We start from the raw sequence: 21,318 nt of genomic DNA, 5'->3' as shown, positions 1-21,318 counted from the left end.
TCTAGCTGCTTCGGGCCTCAGGCCCTCTTCAGCCGGCCGTCGCGAGGAAACGGCCTCTTCTGTTGCAAGCAACGCCGGCTTCTGGCAGGGGTCTGCCCGAAGCCGCCGCTGCACTTACATGTACATGCCGCCGTTGACGTGCAATTCCTGGCCGGTGACGTATCCCGCACCCGCAGATGCGAGGTAGGCCACGGCATGGGCGATGTCGCTGGGCTGGCCCAGATCGCCCATGGCGATCTGCGATTTGAGGGCGTTCTTCTGCTCTTCTGGCAGCTCCGCCGTCATGTCGGTGGCAATGAAGCCAGGCGCCACGCAGTTGACCGTGATGCCGCGGCTGCCCAGTTCACGGGCCAGCGCGCGCGTCATGCCGGCAACGCCGGCCTTGGCGGCTGCATAGTTGGCCTGACCGGGGTTGCCGGAGGCGCCAACGACGCTGGTGATGTTGATGATGCGGCCAAAACGCTGCTTCATCATGGGCCGAATGGCCGTACGGCTGACTCGGAAAACGGCCTTGAGATTGGTGTCGATCACCGCATCCCAGTCGTCGTCCTTCATGCGCATGGCCAGCGTGTCGCGTGTGATGCCGGCGTTGTTGACCAGCACATGCAGGCCGCCGTCATTCTTAACGATGCTGTCGATCAAGGCATCGACGGCCGCCCCATCCGTGACATTGAGGTTCACGCCGCGGCAGCCCTCATGGGCCGACAGGGCCTGGCCGATCTTTTCCGCGCCACCGTCGGTGGTGGCCGTGCCGATCACGCGGTAGCCGCGCGCTGCCAGCTCCTGGGCAATGGCAGCACCAATGCCACGCGAGGCACCCGTCACCAGGGCAACCTGGGGCTTGTTCTGGTTGTCAGTCATGCGAGGGATTCTTTCACGTCGGCCAGCGTGGCCGGATCATAGAGGGCAGCGGCCGTCAGGTCCGCGTCAATCCGCTTGGTCAGGCCCATGAGCACCTTACCGGGACCGCACTCGACGAGATGCACGATGCCGCGCGCCTTCATGGCCTGAACGCATTCAACCCAGCGCACCGGGCCAAAGGCCTGGCGATACAGCGCATCGCGGATGGCGTCGGCGTCTTGCTCGACCGCCACGTCGATGTTGTTGAGCACGGGAATCTGCGGTGCAGCCAGCGCCGTGGCAGCCAGCGCCGCCTTGAGCTTTTCGGCCGCAGGCTTCATCAGGCTGGAATGGAACGGCGCCGACACGGGCAACGGCAGGGCACGCTTGGCGCCTGCGGCCTTGAGGGCTTCGCAGGCCTTTTCGACAGCAGCCTTGCTGCCGGCGATAACGGTCTGCGAAGGATCGTTGAAATTGACGGCTTCGACGACTTCAGCGCCACCCAGGGCAGCCGTGACCTCGGCGCAGCCTGCGCGCACCTTGTCGGCATCCAGGCCCAGGATGGCCGCCATGGCGCCCGTGCCCACGGGCACGGCCTCCTGCATGGCTGCAGCACGCAGCCGCACCAGCGGGGCAGCCTGGGCCAGCGTCAGCACGCCCGAGGCGACCAGGGCGGAATACTCGCCCAGCGAATGACCTGCCACGGCATCGGGCAGCGCGCCGCCTTCGGCCTGCCACACGCGCCAGGCGGCCACACCGGCCACCAGCATCACGGGCTGGGTGTTGGTGGTGAGCGCCAGGGCTTCCTTCGGTCCTTGCTGGATCAGCTGGCCGATGTTTTCACCCAGCGCCTCGGAGGCTTCGGCCAGCGTCTGCGCCACGACAGGATGGTCACCCCATCCGTCGAGCATGCCCACCGATTGCGAGCCCTGGCCGGGAAAGACGAATGCAAACTTCTTCATATTTTCAAAAATAAAAGCCGCGCCATGGGAGCCTGCCGACAGGCAGGCATCCCGCATCACATCTTGAGAAGCACCGCACCCCAGGTGAAGCCACCGCCCACGCCTTCCAGCAGCACGGTCTGCCCGGGCTTGACCTGGCCATTGCGCACGCCGTGGTCCAGCGCCAGCGGGATCGAGGCGGCCGAGGTATTGCCATGCTGGTCCACGGTCACCACCACCTTGTCCATGGACAGCTTGAGCTTGCGCGCCGTGCTTTGCATGATGCGGATGTTGGCCTGGTGAGGGATCAGCCAGTCGATGTCGGCATCGGTGAGCCCTGCCTTGTCCAGCGTCGCGCGGGCGGCCTTTTCCAGCACGCCGACCGCCAGCTTGAACACGGCCTGTCCATCCATCTTCAGCAGCGGATCGCCGAGCACCTGGCCGCCGGACACATTGCCCGGCACGCAGAGGATGCCGACATGTTTGCCATCGGCATGCAGGTCGGACGCCAGGATCCCAGGCTGATCGGACGCCTCCAGCACCACCGCGCCGGCGCCGTCGCCGAACAGCACGCAGGTCGTGCGGTCGTTGAAATCAAGGATGCGGCTGAAGACTTCGGAACCCACCACCAGCGCGCGGCTTGCGGCGCCGGACTGGATCATGGCATCGGCCACCGTGAGCGCGTAGACAAAGCCGCTGCACACAGCCTGCACGTCAAAGGCCGCGCAGCCGTTGGCGCCAAGCTTGTTCTGCAGGATGCAGGCAGTGGACGGGAAGACCATGTCGGGCGTCGAGGTGGCGACGATGATCAGGTCGATGTCCTGTGGCTGGCAGCCAGCGGCCTCCAGCGCCTTCTTCGACGCCTCCAGGGCCAGATCGCTGCTGGCCACGTCGGGCGCGGCAAAGTGACGGGCATGGATGCCGGTGCGCTCGACGATCCACTCGTTCGAGGTCTCGATGCCACGCTGGGCCAGTTCGGCTGCCAGATCGTGATTGGTGAGTCGGCGGGGTGGCAGGTAGCTGCCCGTGCCGGTGATGCGTGCGTAGCGTCTCATCTGTATTAGGGCGCCGACGGTCCTGATTCCGACTGCGCAGCCAGCAAAAGAGGCAGGGCTGCGGAGATGCGGGTACGGACACGGTCGAGCAGGTTGTTGCGGGCCGCATCATACGCGCGGTTCAGCGCGTGCTCGAAAGCCAAGGCATCGGCTGACCCATGGCTTTTGAACACCAGCCCACGAAGGCCCAGCAGCGCCGCACCGTTGTGACGCCGATGGTCCACGCGATTCATCAGCGCAGTTAGCACCGGATAGGCAACGATTGCAGCCATTTTGGTGAAGATGTTGCGCTTGAACTCCTGCTTGAGGGCATTGGAGATCATGGACGCCACCCCCTCGGAAGACTTGAGGGCCACGTTGCCCACAAAGCCGTCACAGACCACGACCTGGGTCGTGCCCTTGAAGATATCGTTGCCTTCGACGTTTCCGTAGAAGTTCAGGTGACCGGCCTTGCCGGCCGCGCGCAACAGTTCGCCCGCACGCTTGATGACTTCGCTGCCCTTGATCTGCTCTTCGCCGATATTGAGCAGGCCCACCGAAGGCGCCTCTTCGTTGTTCAGCGCAGACACCAGGGCCGAGCCCATGACGGCGAACTGCAGCAGATGCTCGGCCGAGCAATCCACGTTGGCACCCAGGTCCAGCACCGTGGTGGCACCACCCTTGGCATTGGGCAACTGGGGAGCGATGGCAGGGCGATCGATGCCATCCAGCGTCTTGAGCAGGTAGCGCGAGATGGCCATCAGCGCACCCGTATTTCCAGCAGACACGGCAGCAGCAGCCTGGCCATCCTTGACCTGCTGGATGGCGACGCGCATCGAGGAATCCTTCTTCCTGCGCAGCGCCACCTCGATCGGGTCATCCATGCCGACGACTTCCGAGGCCGGCACCACGCTGGCGCGCTCATGCGCAAAGCCAGCCAGCGCATCAGGCTGGCCGACCAGCAGCAGCCGGGCGTCGGAATGGGAATCGAGGAACTGGCGGCACGCCGCGAGCGTGACGCGGGGGCCGTGATCACCCCCCATGCAGTCAACGGCCAAAGTGATCATGAGCGACTGGCAAGCCTGTTGCAAGGCCTGGAAAGATAGGAACGGCCATCAGAAAAAACAAAAGCCCGCGCTACGAAAACTGTAGCCGCGGGCTCTGCGGGAACGGTCGAAGGTCAGGCTTCGGACTTGTTCTTCAGCACTTGACGGCCGCGGTACACGCCGTTGGGGCTGATGTGGTGACGCAGGTGGGTTTCACCCGTGGTGGGTTCCACGGCGATGCCAGGCACATTCAGTGCATTGTGCGAACGGTGCATACCGCGCTTGGAGGGGGACTTCTTGTTCTGCTGAACAGCCATGATGGCTCCTGTGTATCTGAAAAGGGTTGGTAAAAAACGCGATCAGCCCATTAAAGACACGAGGGGGTTTCGCGCGAAGCCCTTGATTATAGCGCAATCGCTTTTCCCGGCCTCGACCTTTTTTCCGGGCATCTCGATCAGTCTGCGGATTTGCCCACATCCAGGCCGCGAAGGACGGCGAACGGATTGGGCTTGTCCTCGATGGCCTGCTCGAAGTCCGCGTCGCTGGACTGCAAGCTCACAGACTCGGGGCAGACATCGTGACGCGGCACCACGGGCAGCTCCATGAGCAACTCGTCCTCTATGAGTTCGAGCAGATTGAACTCGCGGCTGAGCACCAGCAGGTCCTCATCGCTTTCATCGTCCTCGGACTCGGCTGTGGCTTCATCCGCAACAAAGCGAAAAGACCGATCAACCTGCAGGGTGATGGGCGCCAGGGCCAGGCAGCGCTGGCACACCATGGGCACGACGGCATCGGCCTGCAGATGCAGCCACACCTGACCGGGGCCGCCGGTCTGCTCGACCAGCTCGCCGTCCGCCTGCCAGTGTACCTGGCCGTGCGTGTCACCGGCATCCGGCTGCGCATCCTGGGCCAGACGCGGGAAGACTGACAGTGTTGTCTGGTCCTGAAGATGGCCCTGCGATTGCGCGAAAGCGCGAACATCGAGGCGGGCCGCAGAAAATTCCTTGCTCATGCGGGCAGTGTAAGAGAATCCGGGCATGCAAGCTCCCCACCCCGCCTTAGCCCAGGCTCCCGGCCTGGCGCGTCCCCTGATCCTTGGCTCCACCTCACGCTACCGCCGCGAACTCCTGGAGCGGCTGCGGCTGCCATTCCAGACCGTCTCCCCGGAAGTCGATGAAACACCTCTGGCCGGAGAGACACCGCACGCCCTTTCCCTGCGCCTGGCCCTGGCCAAGGCCCAGGCCGTGGCTGCACTGCACCCCGGCGCCGTTGTCATCGGCTCCGACCAGGTGCCCGAGCTCGATGGCCTGCCGCTGTCCAAGCCCGGCAACCATGAACGCGCCACCGAACAGTTGCGCCAGATGAGCGGGCGCCAGATGAATTTCCACACTGCCGTGAGCGTGGTCTGCCAGGAAACCGGCTTTTCCGAAACCGACGTGGTGACGGTTCAGGTGCGCTTTCGCGATCTCAACGATGCGGAAATCGAGCGCTACCTGCGCGCCGAGCAGCCTTATGACTGCGCAGGCAGCGCCAAGAGCGAGGGCCTGGGCATTGCCCTGCTCGACGCCATCGTCAGCGACGACCCCACGGCACTGATCGGCCTTCCGCTGATCCGCACATGCCAGTTGCTGCGCGCCGCAGGAGCCGTGCTGCCATGAGCGATGCCATCACCAAGCCTCTGACAGGAACGCTCTACCTGGTGCCCGCGCCGCTGGACTTCGGCTGCGATGAGCAAACGCCGCTGACGCAGGTCCTGCCCGATGGGACACTGCGCACCGCTGCACGGTTGACCCACTGGATCTGCGAAAACGCCAAGAGCACACGCGCCTATCTCAAGCGCATCGACGCGCTGCATGCACTGGCCCAGCCCTTGCAGACCCAGCAGATCACCGAGCTGCCGCGCGAGGCCCACAAGAAAGGGGACCATGGTGACAAGGGTGCCGCCGTCTTTGACGCCAAGCCACTGCTCGCCCCCTTGCTGGCCGGACACGACATGGGACTGGTCAGCGAGGCCGGAATGCCCGCCGTGGCCGACCCCGGCAGCTCCATCGTGCGTGCCGCGCACGATTTGGGCATACGTGTCGTGCCGCTGATCGGACCCGTATCGCTGCTGCTGGCGCTGGCCGCCAGCGGGCTCAACGGACAGAACTATGCCTTTGTGGGCTACCTGCCCCAGGATGCCGGTGGACGGGTGCAGCGCATCAAGGAGCTTGAAGCCCTGGCATTGCGCCAAGGCCAGACCCAGCAGTTCATCGAGACGCCCTACCGCAACGCCGCGCTTTGGCAAGCCCTGCTGCAGACACTGCAACCCCATACCCGTTTGGCGTTGGCCTGCGGACTGACACTGGAGAGCGCCCGCATCGAAAGCCGGCTGGTGCGCGAATGGCGCCAGCACAAGGAAGCGCCGGACAACCGCACGCCGGTGGTGTTCTCCATCGGCCGCTGAAGCCGCCCACCAGCGAAAAAGCCCGCCTTCGACAGGAAGGCGGGCTTTTTCGTCTTGGCAGACCGAGCGGGAAATCCCGCAAGAATCAGCGCAGAGCCGGGAGGCTGGAACGCAGTGCCTGCACCGCACCGCCGCCAAAAGCCGCGCCGAAACGCTTGGCCAGGCGCTCGGCCACGTTGTCGCGGCGCGTGTAATCCACCACCTCTTCCGCCTTGACCACTTCACGGGCCACATAGTCAAGACTGCCCAGCTTGTCGGCCAGGCCCATCTCCACCGCCTGCTGGCCGGTCCAGAACAGGCCGCTGAAAGTCTCGGGCGTCTCATGCAGGCGATCACCTCGGCCAGCCTTGACCACGTTGATGAACTGCGAGTGGATCTGGCCCAGCATCTTGTGGGCATGTTCGCGCTGCCCTTCGGACATGGGGCTGAACGGGTCCAGGAAACCCTTGTTCTCGCCAGCCGTCAGCAGGCGGCGCTCCACGCCGAGCTTTTCCATGGCGCCGGTGAAGCCAAAGCCATCCATGAGCACGCCGATGCTGCCCACGATGCTGGCCTTGTCCACAAAGATCTCATCGGCGGCGGCGGCAATGTAGTAGGCGGCCGAAGCGCAGGTCTCTTCCACCACGGCATACAGGGGCTTGTCGTACTTGCCCTTGAGCCGCACGATTTCGTCATTGATGATGCCGGCCTGCACAGGACTGCCGCCCGGCGAGTTGATCAGCAGCACCACGGCGCGCGAGCCCGAATCCTCGAAGGCACTGCGCATGGCGGCCACCACAAATTCCGCGCTGGCGTCGGCACCTGCGGCGATCTCGCCCTTGACCTCGACCACGGCCGTGTGCGGGGAGGAGCTGGTCGTGGTCGCCGTGTCCTTGGCAAACAGCACCCACAGCACCACGAGGATGAGCGCCGTCCACAGCAGGCGGCCAAACAGGCGCCAGCGGCGCGAGGCACGCTGCTCGTTGATGGTGGCGAAGACCAGCTTTTCCAGCACCTCCCGCTCCCAGCCGCTCGATGCCGCCGTGCGCGCATCGGCAGCCGCCGTGGCGGGCGTGGCCCGGGCCCACAGGTCCGCACCCGGGGATGGGTGCGATGCGGAGCCAGGATTTTCCGGAGGTATGGGGGAAGTCATGTCAGAACTCGACGGGTTTCAGGTTATCGGCAGTATGCCAGTGCACCACCCCCGCGCTTTCGCTCAGGGAGATTTTCACAAGGCCGCCACGGCAGGGCCCGCCAGCGCAGGCGCCGCTGTCGGGAGCGTAGGCCGCTCCATGGGTGGCGCACAGCAGCCAGCGTCCGGTGTCATCGAAAAAGCGGTCCGGCTGGTAGTCCATCTCCATGGCCACATGGGTGCAGCGATTCAGATAGGCATGCACCTGTCCCTCGAAGCGGATGGCGAATGCGCGGCAGGCATGACCCGCGTAGACCACGTCGAAAGGCACGGCATTCGCCCCTTCCTGCAAGGCATCGCTGGCGCACAGAACGATGCGTTCAACGGTCAACGGCACACCTCACGAGCATGAATCCACGCGCTGACGCGGGCATGACGACTCAGCCATGGGCCAACAGCCACTGATGCAAATCCGCAACACTCTGCGCCACATGCAACGGCTTCAGCACGCCAAAGCCGTCGGTGGGATGCGCGCCATAGCCCACGCCCACGCTGGCACAGCCTGCATTGCGGGCCAGTTCCAGGTCGTGCGTGGTGTCGCCGATCATCAGCACCCGCGAAGGGTCCGCACCAAATTCGGCCATCAACTCCTGCAGCATCAGCGGATTCGGCTTGCCGGCGGTCTCGTCCGCCGTGCGCGAGCTGTCGAACATGCCGCGCAGCTGCGGGTCCTGCAGCGCATCGTTAAGACCACGGCGGCTCTTGCCCGTGGCCACGGCCAGCAGGTGCCCTCGCTCGCGCAGCGCCGCCAGCATGGGCAGCACGCCGGCGAACAGGCTGATGTCGTCCTGGTGCTTGATGAAATGGTGGCGATAGCGGTTGCCCAGCTCGGGGTATTTTTCGGGCGGCACATCGGGCGCTGCACGCGCCAATGCGGGCATCAGCGCCATGCCGATCACATAGGACGCCGCCTCATCGCTGGGAGGCGTGCCCCCCACATCGGCCACGGCCGCCTGAATGCACTTGACGATCACCGCGGTGGAATCCGACAGCGTCCCATCCCAGTCGAAGGCAATGAGATCGAAGCGGCGCGCACGGTGCATCTCGGAAGAACCAGGATTTGTCATATCTACAAGGAGTCAGAGCCAGCGTCAGCCGGCGAAACGGGCCAGTTCTTCGGGAAGCTCGGCGCGCAGCTCCACCCGCTCGCCACTGGCCGGGTGGGTGAACTGTAGCCGCCATGCGTGCAGGAACATGCGTTTGAGCCCCTGTTTCTGCAGGCGTCGGTTCAGGTCGAAGTCGCCATATTTGTCATCGCCCGCAATCGGGTGCCCCTGGCTGGACAGGTGCACGCGGATCTGGTGCGTGCGCCCGGTCTTGATGGTCACCTCCAGCAAGCTCATGGCCGGCAGTCCCAGCAGGGGCTGGGGCGCCAGCGTGCTGCGAACGCGCACCAGCGTGACGGAACGCATGCCGTCAGGATCATCGGCCGTGGTCACCCGCACGCGGCGTTCGCCGTCGGCCTGCAGGTATTTGTGCAGCGGCAGATCAATCACCTTGTGGTTGGCCGGCCAAGTGCCCTGGACCAGGGCCAGGTAGGTCTTGCCGGTCTCGCGTTCGCGGAACTGGTCCTGCAGATGCGTCAGCGCCGAGCGCTTCTTGGCCACCAGCAAGATGCCGGATGTCTCGCGGTCGAGCCTATGCACCAACTCCAGAAAACGGCTTTGCGGCCGCGCCTGGCGCAATTGCTCGATGACACCAAAACTCACACCCGAGCCGCCATGTACGGCCACACCGGCGGGCTTGTCGATGGCGATCAGGTGCTCGTCTTCCAGCAGACTGGGGAAATCCCTGGCTGGCGCTGGCCGCTCGGCCTTTTCGGCGACTTTTTCGGAAATGCGCACGGGCGGTATGCGGACGATGTCGCCGGTCGAAACGCGGGTTTCCGCACTGACGCGCCCTTTGTTGATGCGCACTTCTCCACTGCGGATGATGCGATAGACATGGGTCTTGGGAACGCCCTTGAGATGGCGTATGAGAAAGTTGTCCAACCGCTGTCCGGCCGAATCGTCATCGACTTCGATCAGCCGCACTGCGGCAGTGGCTGCGTTCAGGGAACGGTCGTCTGCCGGTTTGCCCTCTATAATGTGTTTCACCTGTGCCGAACTATTTATAAGTGGTTGATTCTCATGGAGTTTAGTCCAAACAACCATTTCCCCGCACAGGCAGGTCGATGCCATCCGGTGTCATGCACGCGAAACAGCAGGAAAAGATGGCCTGCGAAATTCGTCGTTGCATCGGTTGTGGCTGACGAATTGAAACACTGATACGGAATCTCAAGCTGGCAGAAGGGGTCGGACCCGGCGTCCACCGCTGCCAGCGGATCAAAAGCGAGCATGTGGATCTTTTGGGCATGGATGGTCACGCTGTGGAGCAGGAAAACGCCTGCGCCCAGGATCATTGCCGCCCCCAAGCCTCCCGCCTGCCCCGCACGTGCAGCAGCTTCGCTTGAAGCTGGACGGCGTGCCTCTCTCATCGCTCTCGTCCCCCTGCCCTTGCCCCCATTGCTGACTTGAGCCAGGTCTCAAGCATCAAGGCATCCGGCGATTCCTTTCGTTTCGACGCGTCAGTCCGGCATCTCGGCTCCCTCGCGAGCCTGTCTTTGATTACAAGTCAAAGGCGTGACGGTCTGGCAGCAGAGGCTGCACTCCGGCGCGCCCCAGAGAAAACGAATAAAGGAAACGCATCATGAAACGGATGCTCATCAACGCCACGCAGTCGGAAGAACGTCGCCTTGCCATCGTCGATGGCCAGAAGCTGCTCGACTACGAAATCGAAATCGAAGGGCGCGAGCAGCGCAAGGGCAACATCTACAAGGCCGTGGTCACGCGCGTGGAGCCCAGCCTCGAGGCCTGCTTCGTCGATTACGGCGAGGACCGCCACGGCTTCCTGCCCTTCAAGGAAATCTCCAAGCAGTATTTCGCCGAAGGCGTCTCCCCCAGCCAGGCCCGCATCAACGAAGTCATCCGCGAAGGCCAGGAACTGATCGTCCAGGTCGAGAAGGAAGAGCGCGGCAACAAGGGCGCGGCCCTGACCACCTTCATCTCGCTGGCTGGCCGCTACGTGGTGCTGATGCCCAACAACCCGCGCGGCGGTGGCGTCTCGCGCCGCATCGAGGGCGAGGACCGTGCCGAACTCAAGGAGGCGATGGACCAGCTTGAGTACCCCAAGGGCATGTCCATCATTGCGCGCACCGCCGGCATCGGCCGCACCGCGCCCGAGCTGCAGTGGGACCTGAACTACCTGCTCAAGCTGTGGAACGCCATCGATGGCGCCGCCAAGTCGGCCAAGGGCGCCTTCCTGATCTACCAGGAATCGAGCTTGGTGATCCGCGCCATCCGCGACTACTTCAACGGCGACATCGGCGACATCCTCATCGACACCGACGACATCTACGAGCAGGCGCAGCAGTTCATGCAGCACGTCATGCCCGAGCATGCCGCCCGCGTCAAACGCTACCGTGACGACGCCCCGCTGTTCAGCCGCTTCCAGATCGAGCACCAGATCGAATCGGCCTACGCGCGCACCGTGACCCTGCCCTCGGGCGGCGCCATCGTCATCGACCACACCGAAGCGCTGGTCTCCATCGACGTGAACTCGGCCCGCGCCATCAAGGGCGGCGACATCGAGGAAACCGCCACACGCACCAACCTGGAAGCCGCCGACGAAGTCGCGCGCCAGATGCGCCTGCGTGACCTGGGCGGCCTGATCGTCATCGACTTCATCGACATGGAGGAGAGCAAGAACCGCCGCGAGGTCGAGAACCGCCTGCGCGACGCGCTGCGCCAGGACCGTGCCCGCGTGCAGTTCGGCACCATCAGCAAGTTCGGCCTCATGGAGATGAGCCGCCAGCGCCTCAAGCCCGCCCTGTCCGAAGGCGCGCACATCAACTGCCCGCGCTGCGGTGGCTCCGGCCACGTGCGTGACACGGAAAGCTCGGCGCTGCAGATCCTGCGCATCATCCAGGAAGAGTCCATGAAGGACAACACGGCCGCCGTGCACTGCCAGGTGCCCGTGGAAGTGGCCAGCTTCCTGCTCAACGAAAAGCGCGGCGAGATCACCAAGATCGAACTCAAGCAGCGCGTCAACGTGATCATGGTTCCCAACAAGTCCATGGACACGCCGCACTACAAGCTCGAGCGCCTCAAGCACGACGACGTGCGCCTGGAAAGCATGGAAGCCAGCTACAAGCTGGCCGAAGAGCTGGACACGGAAACCACGGTGACGCGCCGCTCGCAGGAGCCCACCAACAAGCAGACGCCCATGATCAAGGGTGTGCTGCCCGACATGCCGGCCCCTATTGCCGAGCCCCGTCCCGAAGGCAGCCGCAACCGCCCGGCCAACGGCCAGCAGCGCGATGCCAAGCCTGCGGCAACCGCTGCAGCGCCCGCACCGGCCGTCGCCCCCGTCGTGGTCCGCGAGCAAGGCTTCTTTGCCTGGCTCAAGAGCCTGTTCGGCTTTAGCGCGGCACCTGCGCCGGTCGCAGCGCCTGCTCCGGCCGCCGAAGCCCCCGCTCGCGAAGCACGCCGTGATGGCCGCAACGACAACCGTGGCCGCCGCAACGAACGCAATGGTGAGCGTGGCGAGCGCTCGGAGCGCAATGGCGAGCGCGCTGGCGCCCCCAATGCCGAACGCCAGGCCGGCAACGGTGATCGCAACCGCCGCAATGCCGAGCGTGGTGAGCGCACTGAACGCGGTGAACGCCCGGAGCGTGGAGAGCGCCCGGATCGAGGCGAGCGCGGTGAGCGCGCCGACCGCGGCGAACGCCGTGGCCGTGGTGAACGCAGCCGTGACGGTGAAAGCCGCCAGCCGCTGGAAGCCGTGAACGGCGTGGCCGCTGTCGCTGCAGATGGCAGCACCATCGAGCAGCGTCCCGAGCGCGCCCCGCGTGGCGAGCGCCAGGAGCGCGGTGAAGGTCGCCGCGAACGTGGCGAGCGCGGTGAACGTGGTGAACGCGCCGAACGCAGCGAGCGCCAGCCTCGCCAGTTCGAAGTCGCTCCCGAGACCGAAGAGAACCTGGACAACCAGGCCCAGCAACAGGACCCGTCCCTGGACAATGCTGCCCCCGCCTCCGGCGAAGAGCAGCCGCGCCAGCGCCGTTCGCGCGACCGCTATGGCCGTGACCGCCGCGAGCGTGGCGATCGCGGTGACCGTGCAGAGCGCGCACCGCGCGAAGCGGAGGGCGAAGCCGTCCAGTCCTTCGAAGCCGCCGCTCCCGAGCAGGACCAGCCTGCCCGCCGCAGCTACTTCAACGCAGCCAGCCCTGCCGCCGAAGCCCAGGCTCCTGAAGCCATGGCCGAAGCGCAAGTGCCTGCGCAGCCCGCAGCAGCTGCAGCAGCCCAAGCGGTGCAGCAACCCGTCGCGGCCCCCGTGCCCGAGCAGCAGATTGCCGCTCCCGCGCCCGTGGCTGCGGTGACCCCCGCGCCGGTCGCACCCGCCCTCGTGGTGGCATCTGCACCCGTGGCCGCTCCTGCCGCAGTGGCAGTCGCGCCCGCAGCAGCCAAGGCCGTTGAAGCAACCGCCGAACGCGGCCTGCCCAAGGTCCAGGCCTACCAGTTGCCCATGTCCGAGCTGCAGGCGCTGGCCGCCGCTTCTGGTCTGCAATGGGTGGGCTCCGATGCCGACAAGGTGGCAGCAGCCCAGGCGGCCATCGCCGCCGAACCGCAGCCCGAGCGCGTCGTGCGCGAGCGCCCGCCCGTGGTCGCTCTGGATGACGGCCCGCTGATCCTCGTGGAAACACGCAAGGACCTCAGCGAGCTGCAACTGCCGTTCGAGCAGCAGCCGCAGCCACAGGGCGCGGCCCAGGTCTGACCACAGACAGTGACAACACAGGGGCCCTCGCGGCCCCTGTTTGTTTCCGCCTCCGCCCTCACCTCATCCGTCTCCCCACGCCTTCCGTCCACCTCTTTCCAGGAGCTTCCGTCCCGCCATGCTGTTGCTGCTCTCCCCCGCCAAATCGCTGGACTACGACACGCCACTGCCCCCGAAACTGCCGCACACGCTGCCCGTCTTCTCCGAACAGCCGCTGGAGCTGATCGAAGTGCTGCGCCGCCAGTCGCCCCAGCAACTGTCGGAACTGATGGGCATCAGCGACAAGCTGGCCGCGCTCAACGTGGCGCGCTACGAGGCCTTCAGCCCGCGCTTCACGGCCACCAACGCCCGGCAGGCGCTGCTGGCCTTCAACGGCGATGTCTACGAGGGCCTGCAGGCACGCAGCCTGGATGCCGAGGACCTGGACTGGGCCCAGCAGCACCTGGCCATCCTCAGCGGCCTGTACGGCGTGCTGCGCCCGCTGGACCGCATGCAGCCCTACCGCCTGGAAATGGGCACCCGGCTGGAAACCGCGCATGGCAGCAATCTCTACCAGTTCTGGGGCAGCCGCATTGCCGAGCATCTGAACCAGCGCGCGGCCCGGCAGCCGGCGGGCGAGCGCGTCATCGTCAACCTGGCTTCGCAGGAATACTTCAAATCGGTAGACTTGAAGCACCTCAAGCCCCCGGTGGTGGAATGCGCATTCGAGGATTACAAGAACGGCGCCTACAAGATCATCAGCTTCCATGCCAAACGTGCGCGCGGGCTGATGGCACGATTTGCCATACAACGACGCGCTCGCAGCGCGGCTGAACTCGAAGCCTTCGATCTGGAGGGCTACGCGCTGGCGCCAGCTTCCTCGACGCCTGCGCGCCTGGTGTTCCGTCGCAAGACCGCTGACTGAGCCTCGCCGGCCCCACCGGCCGGCCCCGGCCTCGATGCCTTTGGAGTCCATTCACTGCGGCAAGGGCCGCACTGCACGCCATGAGCCTCAAATCCTCACCAGATTCCCAGACCGCCGCGCAGGACCTGCCCGTGGGTCTCACTCCTGAACTCATGCAATGGGTGCGCGACCAGCGTGCATCCGGCATAGGGCCTGCGGCCCTGCTGCGCTCCATGCGCGACGTGGGCTGGAGCGAAGAACTGGCAAGGCGGGCGCTGGACCTGCCCGAACAGGGCGAGGTGTCGCCACCGGCCGTCGTCGTTTCGGCCTCGAGCCTGCCCGAACCGGACCTTGCCCAGGACCCCAGCAGCATCGATGTCGGCGACCGCCAGGTCCAGGTGCTGGTCAGCATGCGCAACCCGCGCATCGTGGTCTTCGGCAACCTGCTCTCGCACGAGGAGTGCGACGCCATCATCGCCGCCGCGCGTCCGCGCATGGCGCGCTCGCTCACCGTGGCCACGCAAAGCGGCGGCGAAGAGATCAATGACGACCGAACCAGCAACGGCATGTTCTTCCAGCGCGGGGAAACCGGCATCGTCAGCCAGCTGGAAGAACGCATCGCCCGCCTGTTGCGCTGGCCGCTGGACCATGGCGAGGGCCTGCAGGTGCTGCACTACGGCCCGGGCGCCGAATACAAGCCCCACCACGACTACTTCGCGCCCGGCGAACCCGGCACGCCCACCATCCTCAAACGCGGCGGCCAGCGCGTGGGCACCCTGGTCATCTACCTGAACGAGCCCGAACGGGGCGGCGCCACCATCTTTCCCGAAGTGCCGCTGCAAGTCGTGCCGCGCCGGGGCAACGCCGTCTTCTTCAGCTATGAACGCCCCGACCCCTCCACGCGTACCCTGCACGGCGGCGCGCCCGTGCTGGCCGGCGAAAAATGGATCGCCACCAAATGGCTGCGCGAGCGCGAATTCCACTAATAACCAGCGAACCCGGGCGCACCCACCCTTATTGACCTTATATGGCCACCCATGCCTGCGGGCATGGAAATTCAGTTAGCTTCAAAGCCTGGGTCCACGCGCTCCGCGCGGACCGTCCAGGCCTGACCAGCGCCGGCACGGCCGGCCCTTTTTCCATGAACACTCCCGAACAATCCCAGCTGGGCAAAAGCTCCGCCTACATCGACCAGTACGCCCCCTCGCTGCTGTTCCCCCTGCCCCGCGCGCCCAAGCGCGAAGAAATCGGCATTCAGGGCAGCCAGATGCCCTTCTTCGGCGCCGACCTGTGGACGGCGTTCGAGCTGTCCTGGCTCAACCTGCGCGGCAAGCCGCAGGTGGCGCTCGTGCATTTCACGATTCCCTGCGAGACCCCCAATCTCATCGAAAGCAAGTCCTTCAAGCTCTACCTCAACAGCTTCAACAACACCCGCCTGGCCGACGCGGCCGAAGTCCAGGCACGCCTGCGCACCGACCTGGCCGAAGCGTTGTGGCGCGGCAGCGAGCAAAAGGGAAGCATCGGCGTGAAGATCATCGGCCTGGACCGCTTCGACCAGGAAATGGTGCAGGAGCTCGACGGTCTGCTGCTGGACCGCCTGGATGTGGAGTGCACGCAATACCAGCCCGCCCCCGAGCTGCTGCGCGCCAACCATGAAGAAGGCCCCGTCACCGAAACCCTGGTCAGCCACCTGCTCAAGAGCAACTGCCTGGTCACGGGCCAGCCCGACTGGGGCAGCGTGCAGATCCGCTACAGCGGCGCGCAGATCGACCAGGAAGGCCTGCTGCAATACCTGGTGAGCTTTCGCAACCACAACGAATTCCATGAGCAATGCGTGGAACGCATCTTCATGGACATCTGGACGCGCTGCCGCCCCCTCAAGCTCTCGGTCTACGCACGCTACACGCGCCGTGGCGGCCTGGACATCAACCCGTTCCGCACCAGCCATCCTGGCTCCTTGCCGGCCAACGTGCGCTCGGCGCGGCAGTAAAAGAGGCGGCCGGCCCTTCCCCTCACCGCAACGTAAACACCTCCAGCGACCGCTCCAGCGACTGGGCGCTGGCGCGCAGCGAGCCCGCTGCGCCGGCCGATTGTTCGACCAGGGCGGCGTTTTGCTGGGTGACGGAGTCGAGCTGGGCCACGGCGTCGTTGACCTGGGCGATGCCTACGGATTGTTCGCGCGTGGCGATGCTGATCTGGTGGACCAGGTCGCTGACGCGGCCCACGGCGTCGACCATGCCGTCGATGGTGCGGCCTGCGGCGTCCATGCGGGCGTTGCCATCGTTGATGCCGTCCACGGTGCGGTTGATGAGGCCGCTGATTTCCTTGGCGGCCGAGGCGCTGCGCTGGGCGAGGGCACGCACTTCGCCGGCCACGACGGCAAAGCCGCGGCCCTGCTCGCCTGCGCGTGCGGCTTCGACGGCGGCATTCAGGGCCAGCAGGTTGGTCTGGAAGGCAATGCTTTCGATCACACCGATGATCTCGCCCATGCGGCGCGAGGAGCCGCGGATGTGCTCCATGGCAGCGCCCACTTCCTGGATGGCGGCGCCGCTCTTGCCGGCGACCTGGCGGCTCTGGTCGCTTTCATGGGCCATGAGCTGGGCCGTGTCGGCGGTCTGCGCCACGGTGCCTGATATCTCTTCCATCGAGGCCGCCGTCTGCTGCAGGCTGGTGGCCTGGGATTCTGTGCGCTGCGCGAGGTCGAAGCTGCCCTGGGCGATCTCGTGGGCGGTGGTGGCAAAGCCGCGCATTTCGGTGCGCACGTCGCCGACCACGGCGCGCAGGTTGATCTGGATTTGCTGCAGCCGCTGCATCAGGGCGCCCATGGGGCCGCTGTAGTCGTGCTGCATGTTGGTGCCCAGCTGGCAGCTGGCAATGTCGGCGGCAAAGCCGCTGGCCTGCTCCAGGCCCGCCACGCAGCGCTGCTGGAAGCGCCACAGCACAAAGCTGCCCCCCGCCAGCAAGGCGGCCAGGCGCGTGCCCCAGGCTGTGGCGCCCTGCCAGCCCAGCAGGTCGGGCAGCATGGCCGCCAGGCCCACGCCGCCCAGCATCAGCGCCATGCGGGCTGTCAGGCCCAGGTCGCTGCGGCGGTCCCACAGACCGGCCAGGCCCAGGCGGCGCAGTTCGCCGCCGCGCAGTCGCAGGGTTTCCTGGCCGGCATCGGCTTCGGCGCGCATGCGGGCATAGAGGGCTTCGGCGGCCTCGATCTCGTCCGGCCGGGGCTTGGTGCGCACCGACAGGTAGCCGCGCGGCCGGCCGCCTTCCATGATGGGCGTGACGTTGGCGCGCACCCAGTAGTGGTCGCCGTTCTTGCGCCGGTTCTTGACCAGGGCGGTCCACGGGTAGCCGTGGGCGATGGTGCGCCACATGTCCTTGAAGGCGGCGGCAGGCATGTCCGGGTGGCGGATCAGGTTGTGCGGCTGCTCGATCAGTTCCTCGTAGGTATAGCCGCTGACCCGCACGAAGGCTGGGTTGCAATGGGTGATCTCGCCCTTGGTGTTGGTGACGGATACCAGCAGCTCATCGCCCGGAAAGTCGTAGTTGAGCTGGCTGACGGGCAAATTCACGCGCATGGGTACCACTCCTTTGGGATGTCTCTTGTTCTTGTGAAATGGCATGGCAAAACGCTCTGAAGCCACCGGAATCCATCAAACGGAAACACAAATTCACATTTCCAAATCATCTCACAGCACGGCAACCGCAGTCTCATGCTCGGAACTGGTGCATGGTCTTACAGCGTGTGCGCCAGATTTGTGGTGATGATTCAGAACAGTTGAGGTGTAAAGGGATCGCTGTCCGGCGCGGGCTGGGCCGGTCCCCTGAGCAGTTGCTCGCGCGCCAGCGGGTCGTGGGCGGTAGCGTTCCAGTCGGCCGTGCGAACGAGGTTGCCCACGCGCACGCCCAGCAGGCGCAGCCGCTTGGCCAGGGGCACGCGCTTGAGGCATTGGCCTGCGGCGCGGCGCAGGGTGGCGGCATCGGCCATGGGCAGCTCCAGCGTGTGGTCGCGCGTGGCGGTCTTGAAGTCGTCGTAGCGCAGCTTGATGCCGACGGTGCGGCCCATGTAGCCCTTGCGCTGCAGGTCCTGGGCCAGGCGCTCGCACAGGTCGGTGAAGATGGCGCTCAGTTCGGCCCGGTCGCGCACGGCGTGCAGGTCGCGCTCGAAGGTGGTTTCGCGGCTCATGGAGACGGGCTCGCTGTGCGTCACCACGGGCCGCTCGTCGCGCCCCCAGGACACGCCATGCAGCCAGTTGCCGTAGGCGAGGCCAAACCATTGCACGAGCTGGGGCAGGCTTTGCGTGGCCAGCTCGCCAATGGTCTGTATGCCCAGCGATTGCAGCTTGGCATCGGCCTTGGGGCCTATGCCGTTGATCTTGCGGCAGGCCAGCGGCCAGATCACGGCCTGCAGATCGTCGGGCTGGACGATGGAGATGCCGTTGGGTTTGTTGAATTCGCTGGCCATCTTGGCCAGCAGCTTGTTGGGCGCCACGCCGATGGAGCAGGTCAGGCCCGTGGCGTCGGTGATGGTTTTCTGGATCAGCCGCGCCAGCACGCGCCCGCCTTCGCGCTGGCCACCGGGCACATCGGTGAAGTCGATGTAGACCTCGTCCACGCCGCGGTCCTCCATCAGCGGGGCGATGGAGACGATGATCTCCTTGAACATGCGCGAGAAGCGCCGCACCTCGGCAAAGTCCACGGGCAGCATGATGGCCTGGGGGCACAGGCGCGCGGCCTTCATCATGCCCATGGCCGAGCCCACGCCGAACTGGCGCGCCGGGTAGGTGGCCGTGGTGATCACGCCCCGGCCCACGTAGTCCTTGAGGCGCGAGAACTCGTCCACCGGAATCTCGTGCAGCCGGCCGGCGTAGCGCGCGTCCAGCGCCTCGTCGTGCGCGCGGCGTCCGCCGCCGATGACCACGGGCAGCCCCTTGAGCTGCGGATAGCGCAGCAGCTCCACCGAGGCATAGAAGGCGTCCATGTCCAGGTGGGCGATGCGGCGCGGGGGCGCAGCATCGGCAGGGCTTGTGGGTGTCGTGGGTGTCGTGGGTGTCGTTTCAGGCACGCCGCCATTATTGCGGCAACTGTGCATTCATACAGCCCACAGGGCTTGTTCACACAGGCCCCGGACCATTCATCCCTGCAGGCAGATCAGCACCAGTCCCAGCACCATCAGAGCCATGCCGATCATTTCCTGGCGGCTCAGGCTTTCGCTGAGCACGCGGCGCGAGACGATGTAGCTGAACACCACCTCGACCATGCCCAGCGTGCGCACGGGTGCCGCGCCCTGCATGGCGTAGGCGGTGAACCAGGCCAGCGAGGCGGCCGCGCCCATGCCGCCGGCCAGCAGCGAGACGCGCCAGGCGCGGAAGATGGGGCGCAGGCCCTGCGCGTGGGTGCGCGCGATCCAGGCGCCCAGGCCCAGGGTCTGCATGAGCTGGGCGATCAGCACGCCCCAGGCGCCTGACAGCCAGGGAGATATCTCGCCCAGGCGCGCCAGTTCCACGGCGCCGCCCCGATAGCCCACGGTGGCAATGGCAAAGCAGGCACCGCAGGCCAGGCCGTAGAGTGCCGAGCGGCTGGCCCAAGCCGACAGCGACAGCATCTGGCCGCGCGGCGGCAGCGACAGGATGAGCACGCCAAAGGTGGCCAGCGCCATGGCCGCCAGCGCCACGGCGGTGGGCAACTCATGCAGGAAGATGCCGGCGAACAGGGCCACCTGCAGCACCTCGGTCTTGGACAGGGTGACGGCCACGGCGAAGTTGCGCTCCTTCATGGCCAGCAGCAGCGCCGCCGTGGCCGCGACCTGGAAGAAGGCCCCCAGCGCGATCCAGCCCAGGTAGGCCCATGAGAACCGGGGCAGCGTCCAGGCGCCATCGCCTCCCAGGTACAGCGCCAGCAGGTAGATGCCGGCAAACGGCAGGCCGTACAGAAAGCGCACCAGGGTGGCCGGCAGGGTGCCGAGCTCGGCGGTCAGCGAGCGCTGCGCCGTGTTGCGCACGGTCTGGGCGGCTGCGGCGAACAGCACCACGGGCACCCACAGCCAGGTCAGGTCTTGGAGGGAAGAAAGCATGTCGGCAAAAAAGGGAAGGCACCGCCGGCAAGGCGCGGGCGACTGAGTGCCGGCCAGCATAGCCGCCGGTCGGGCACCAGGCGCACGCGCTTGGAGAAGGCTGCCGCGCCCGGCAGCGAAACAGAGGCCGGCCAGCCAGCGCTGCACGCGCGCCCTGCTCTGGCCAGGGCAAGCAGGCTGCGTTGTGCAGCAGCACGGCCGTCGTCAATGGCGAGCGGGCCTGCGCGGCGCGCTACAGGTCGCGCCGGATCAACGCACCCTTGAACAGCACCGGTCCCGTGGGCCCGGTCTGGCTGGGCACGCCGCCCTTGGGCTCCAGGCTGATGGCCAGGGCAGGCACGCCCTGGACCTCGGCGGCCGCGGCGGTCAGCTTGACCAGCTTGTCGCGTCCCAGCACGCCCAGCGATTGCGGGCCGCCCTGGGGCGGCAGGGCCCACAGCTGCAGTGATTTGTCGGAGGCCTCATGGAAGTCGCCCACGCGCTGCAGCACCAGGGTGTTCTTGCCGGGGTCGAAGGTCACGAGCATGGAGGCATCGGCCTTGTCGTCGGCCAGCACGGCCACGTACTGGATCTGGGGCGCGGCCTGCAGCGCAGCCTGGGTGGCCTGCAGCTGGTTGTTCAGCACGGCCAGCTGGCGCTCGCCGCTTTGGCGCAGGTCCTGGTGCGACCACAGCCCCACGGCCACGGCCGCCACGGTGGCGCAGGCGCCCAGCACGGCGGCGCCGCGCCACCAAGCCAGGGCGCGGCCCACGGCGGATTCCGTGCGCCGGGCCATGCCAGGCGCATCGTCGGCGCGCCGCCGGTGCGCCTGGGCGGCGCGGGCCTTTTCGGCCTGCAGCAGGTTGTCGATACGGACCCAGACCGCATCGTCAGGGCGCACGGGCGCCTGCATTTCGGACAGGGCCGACCAGCGGCCCTGCCACAGCAGGGCGGCGGCGCGCACCGGGGCCTGGTCACGGGCCAGTTGCTCGAAGCGGCGGCGTGCCGCGCCCCGCAGCGTGCCCAGGGCGTAAGCGGCGGCCAGCCGGTCCAGCAGTTCGGGGTGTCGGGAAATATTCATGGCAAATCCTTTGGCCGCT

Annotated in this window: 20 protein-coding genes; 6 read left to right on the top strand and 14 right to left on the bottom strand. The window is 66.2% G+C overall.

The window, feature by feature from the left end; translation table 11 throughout:
* Positions 1 to 114 precede the first annotated feature (114 nt).
* The 6 genes from fabG to KDK82_RS02595 all read right to left on the bottom strand — a co-directional run bounded on the left by fabG (position 115) and on the right by KDK82_RS02595 (position 4,873).
* Entirely contained in the window at positions 115 to 861 is a 747-nt protein-coding gene (fabG, locus tag KDK82_RS02620; RefSeq protein WP_013800993.1) for a 3-oxoacyl-ACP reductase FabG, read from the bottom strand.
* Positions 858 to 1,802: an ACP S-malonyltransferase gene (gene fabD, locus KDK82_RS02615; RefSeq protein ID WP_034398898.1), complete on the bottom strand. Its 945-nt coding sequence runs from the start codon at positions 1,800 to 1,802 to the stop codon at positions 858 to 860. Before fabD ends, fabG begins: the two co-directional genes overlap by 4 nt.
* A gap of 56 nt (positions 1,803 to 1,858) precedes the next feature.
* Complete coding sequence (locus tag KDK82_RS02610) at positions 1,859 to 2,836, bottom strand: beta-ketoacyl-ACP synthase III (RefSeq protein ID WP_088163965.1); 978 nt, start codon at positions 2,834 to 2,836, stop codon at positions 1,859 to 1,861.
* Positions 2,837 to 2,841: 5 nt separating this feature from the next.
* Positions 2,842 to 3,882, bottom strand: coding sequence for a phosphate acyltransferase PlsX (plsX, locus tag KDK82_RS02605; RefSeq protein WP_013800990.1), 1,041 nt, complete (start codon positions 3,880 to 3,882; stop codon positions 2,842 to 2,844).
* Between the two features lie 113 nt (positions 3,883 to 3,995).
* The gene (gene rpmF / locus KDK82_RS02600) at positions 3,996 to 4,178 is read right to left on the bottom strand and encodes a 50S ribosomal protein L32 (protein ID WP_012207072.1); all 183 of its coding nucleotides are present in this window, start codon (positions 4,176 to 4,178) and stop codon (positions 3,996 to 3,998) included.
* A gap of 137 nt (positions 4,179 to 4,315) precedes the next feature.
* Entirely contained in the window at positions 4,316 to 4,873 is a 558-nt protein-coding gene (locus tag KDK82_RS02595; protein WP_034396686.1) for a DUF177 domain-containing protein, read from the bottom strand.
* A 25-nt stretch (positions 4,874 to 4,898) separates the two neighbouring features.
* Here KDK82_RS02595 and KDK82_RS02590 point away from each other — a divergent pair, with 25 nt between their 5' ends.
* Together KDK82_RS02590 and KDK82_RS02585 are read left to right on the top strand one after the other, a co-directional pair.
* Positions 4,899 to 5,519, top strand: a complete 621-nt coding sequence (locus KDK82_RS02590; RefSeq protein ID WP_063328139.1) for a Maf family nucleotide pyrophosphatase — start codon at positions 4,899 to 4,901, stop codon at positions 5,517 to 5,519.
* A complete protein-coding gene (locus KDK82_RS02585; protein ID WP_013800987.1) occupies positions 5,516 to 6,307 on the top strand; it encodes an SAM-dependent methyltransferase in 792 nt (263 codons plus the stop codon). Before KDK82_RS02590 ends, KDK82_RS02585 begins: the two co-directional genes overlap by 4 nt.
* Positions 6,308 to 6,392: 85 nt before the next feature.
* Here the strand turns inward: KDK82_RS02585 and KDK82_RS02580 are convergent, their stop codons facing one another.
* Genes KDK82_RS02580 through KDK82_RS02565 form a run of 4 tightly spaced genes read right to left on the bottom strand, consistent with a single transcriptional unit; the run spans position 6,393 to position 9,631 of the window.
* On the bottom strand, positions 6,393 to 7,439 hold the full coding sequence (locus tag KDK82_RS02580) for a S49 family peptidase (RefSeq protein ID WP_012207076.1): 1,047 nt from the start codon (positions 7,437 to 7,439) through the stop codon (positions 6,393 to 6,395).
* Position 7,440: 1 nt separating this feature from the next.
* The gene (locus KDK82_RS02575) at positions 7,441 to 7,809 is read right to left on the bottom strand and encodes a Rieske 2Fe-2S domain-containing protein (RefSeq protein ID WP_013800985.1); all 369 of its coding nucleotides are present in this window, start codon (positions 7,807 to 7,809) and stop codon (positions 7,441 to 7,443) included.
* Positions 7,810 to 7,858: 49 nt separating this feature from the next.
* The gene (locus tag KDK82_RS02570; RefSeq protein WP_012207078.1) at positions 7,859 to 8,545 is read right to left on the bottom strand and encodes an HAD family hydrolase; all 687 of its coding nucleotides are present in this window, start codon (positions 8,543 to 8,545) and stop codon (positions 7,859 to 7,861) included.
* Between the two features lie 24 nt (positions 8,546 to 8,569).
* Complete coding sequence (locus tag KDK82_RS02565; RefSeq protein ID WP_034396692.1) at positions 8,570 to 9,631, bottom strand: RluA family pseudouridine synthase; 1,062 nt, start codon at positions 9,629 to 9,631, stop codon at positions 8,570 to 8,572.
* A 535-nt stretch (positions 9,632 to 10,166) separates the two neighbouring features.
* Here KDK82_RS02565 and KDK82_RS02555 point away from each other — a divergent pair.
* From KDK82_RS02555 to queF, 4 genes are all read left to right on the top strand, one after another.
* The gene (locus tag KDK82_RS02555; RefSeq protein WP_088163964.1) at positions 10,167 to 13,289 is read left to right on the top strand and encodes an Rne/Rng family ribonuclease; all 3,123 of its coding nucleotides are present in this window, start codon (positions 10,167 to 10,169) and stop codon (positions 13,287 to 13,289) included.
* A 118-nt stretch (positions 13,290 to 13,407) separates the two neighbouring features.
* Positions 13,408 to 14,193, top strand: coding sequence for a peroxide stress protein YaaA (gene yaaA / locus KDK82_RS02550; protein WP_012207081.1), 786 nt, complete (start codon positions 13,408 to 13,410; stop codon positions 14,191 to 14,193).
* Positions 14,194 to 14,273: 80 nt separating this feature from the next.
* On the top strand, positions 14,274 to 15,158 hold the full coding sequence (locus KDK82_RS02545; RefSeq protein WP_012207082.1) for a 2OG-Fe(II) oxygenase: 885 nt from the start codon (positions 14,274 to 14,276) through the stop codon (positions 15,156 to 15,158).
* A gap of 155 nt (positions 15,159 to 15,313) precedes the next feature.
* A complete protein-coding gene (gene queF / locus KDK82_RS02540) occupies positions 15,314 to 16,162 on the top strand; it encodes an NADPH-dependent 7-cyano-7-deazaguanine reductase QueF (protein WP_088163963.1) in 849 nt (282 codons plus the stop codon).
* Positions 16,163 to 16,184: 22 nt separating this feature from the next.
* On the opposite strand, the gene KDK82_RS02535 is transcribed toward queF, so the two are convergent.
* The 4 genes from KDK82_RS02535 to KDK82_RS02520 form a co-directional block, all read right to left on the bottom strand.
* Positions 16,185 to 17,744: a PAS domain-containing methyl-accepting chemotaxis protein gene (locus KDK82_RS02535; protein WP_088163962.1), complete on the bottom strand. Its 1,560-nt coding sequence runs from the start codon at positions 17,742 to 17,744 to the stop codon at positions 16,185 to 16,187.
* 191 nt (positions 17,745 to 17,935) lie between these two features.
* The gene (locus KDK82_RS02530) at positions 17,936 to 19,258 is read right to left on the bottom strand and encodes a DNA polymerase IV (protein ID WP_088163961.1); all 1,323 of its coding nucleotides are present in this window, start codon (positions 19,256 to 19,258) and stop codon (positions 17,936 to 17,938) included.
* Between the two features lie 42 nt (positions 19,259 to 19,300).
* Positions 19,301 to 20,239 carry a DMT family transporter gene (locus KDK82_RS02525; RefSeq protein WP_088163960.1) on the bottom strand — a complete coding sequence of 313 codons (939 nt, stop codon included), beginning with the start codon at positions 20,237 to 20,239 and terminating at the stop codon, positions 19,301 to 19,303.
* Positions 20,240 to 20,471: 232 nt separating this feature from the next.
* Positions 20,472 to 21,299, bottom strand: a complete 828-nt coding sequence (locus KDK82_RS02520) for an anti-sigma factor (RefSeq protein WP_043821459.1) — start codon at positions 21,297 to 21,299, stop codon at positions 20,472 to 20,474.
* Positions 21,300 to 21,318: the final 19 nt, after the last annotated feature.

This window comes from Delftia sp. K82, assembly GCF_002193035.1.
In the GTDB taxonomy this organism is placed as follows: Bacteria; Pseudomonadota; Gammaproteobacteria; order Burkholderiales; family Burkholderiaceae_C; genus Comamonas; species Comamonas acidovorans.
The sequence above is the reverse complement of the archived record's forward strand: the minus strand, read 5'-3'. Positions and strand labels throughout refer to the sequence as shown.

Coding starts and splice junctions, on each gene's coding strand:
- fabG (WP_013800993.1), bottom strand. CDS start 861: ATGACTGACAACCAGAACAAGCCCCAGGTTGCCCTGGTGACGGGTGCC.
- fabD (WP_034398898.1), bottom strand. CDS start 1,802: ATGAAGAAGTTTGCATTCGTCTTTCCCGGCCAGGGCTCGCAATCGGTG.
- KDK82_RS02610 (WP_088163965.1), bottom strand. CDS start 2,836: ATGAGACGCTACGCACGCATCACCGGCACGGGCAGCTACCTGCCACCC.
- plsX (WP_013800990.1), bottom strand. CDS start 3,882: ATGATCACTTTGGCCGTTGACTGCATGGGGGGTGATCACGGCCCCCGC.
- rpmF (WP_012207072.1), bottom strand. CDS start 4,178: ATGGCTGTTCAGCAGAACAAGAAGTCCCCCTCCAAGCGCGGTATGCAC.
- KDK82_RS02595 (WP_034396686.1), bottom strand. CDS start 4,873: ATGAGCAAGGAATTTTCTGCGGCCCGCCTCGATGTTCGCGCTTTCGCG.
- KDK82_RS02590 (WP_063328139.1), top strand. CDS start 4,899: ATGCAAGCTCCCCACCCCGCCTTAGCCCAGGCTCCCGGCCTGGCGCGT.
- KDK82_RS02585 (WP_013800987.1), top strand. CDS start 5,516: ATGAGCGATGCCATCACCAAGCCTCTGACAGGAACGCTCTACCTGGTG.
- KDK82_RS02580 (WP_012207076.1), bottom strand. CDS start 7,439: ATGACTTCCCCCATACCTCCGGAAAATCCTGGCTCCGCATCGCACCCA.
- KDK82_RS02570 (WP_012207078.1), bottom strand. CDS start 8,545: ATGACAAATCCTGGTTCTTCCGAGATGCACCGTGCGCGCCGCTTCGAT.
- KDK82_RS02565 (WP_034396692.1), bottom strand. CDS start 9,631: ATGGTTGTTTGGACTAAACTCCATGAGAATCAACCACTTATAAATAGT.
- KDK82_RS02555 (WP_088163964.1), top strand. CDS start 10,167: ATGAAACGGATGCTCATCAACGCCACGCAGTCGGAAGAACGTCGCCTT.
- yaaA (WP_012207081.1), top strand. CDS start 13,408: ATGCTGTTGCTGCTCTCCCCCGCCAAATCGCTGGACTACGACACGCCA.
- KDK82_RS02545 (WP_012207082.1), top strand. CDS start 14,274: ATGAGCCTCAAATCCTCACCAGATTCCCAGACCGCCGCGCAGGACCTG.
- queF (WP_088163963.1), top strand. CDS start 15,314: ATGAACACTCCCGAACAATCCCAGCTGGGCAAAAGCTCCGCCTACATC.
- KDK82_RS02535 (WP_088163962.1), bottom strand. CDS start 17,744: ATGCGCGTGAATTTGCCCGTCAGCCAGCTCAACTACGACTTTCCGGGC.
- KDK82_RS02530 (WP_088163961.1), bottom strand. CDS start 19,258: ATGCACAGTTGCCGCAATAATGGCGGCGTGCCTGAAACGACACCCACG.
- KDK82_RS02525 (WP_088163960.1), bottom strand. CDS start 20,239: ATGCTTTCTTCCCTCCAAGACCTGACCTGGCTGTGGGTGCCCGTGGTG.
- KDK82_RS02520 (WP_043821459.1), bottom strand. CDS start 21,299: ATGAATATTTCCCGACACCCCGAACTGCTGGACCGGCTGGCCGCCGCT.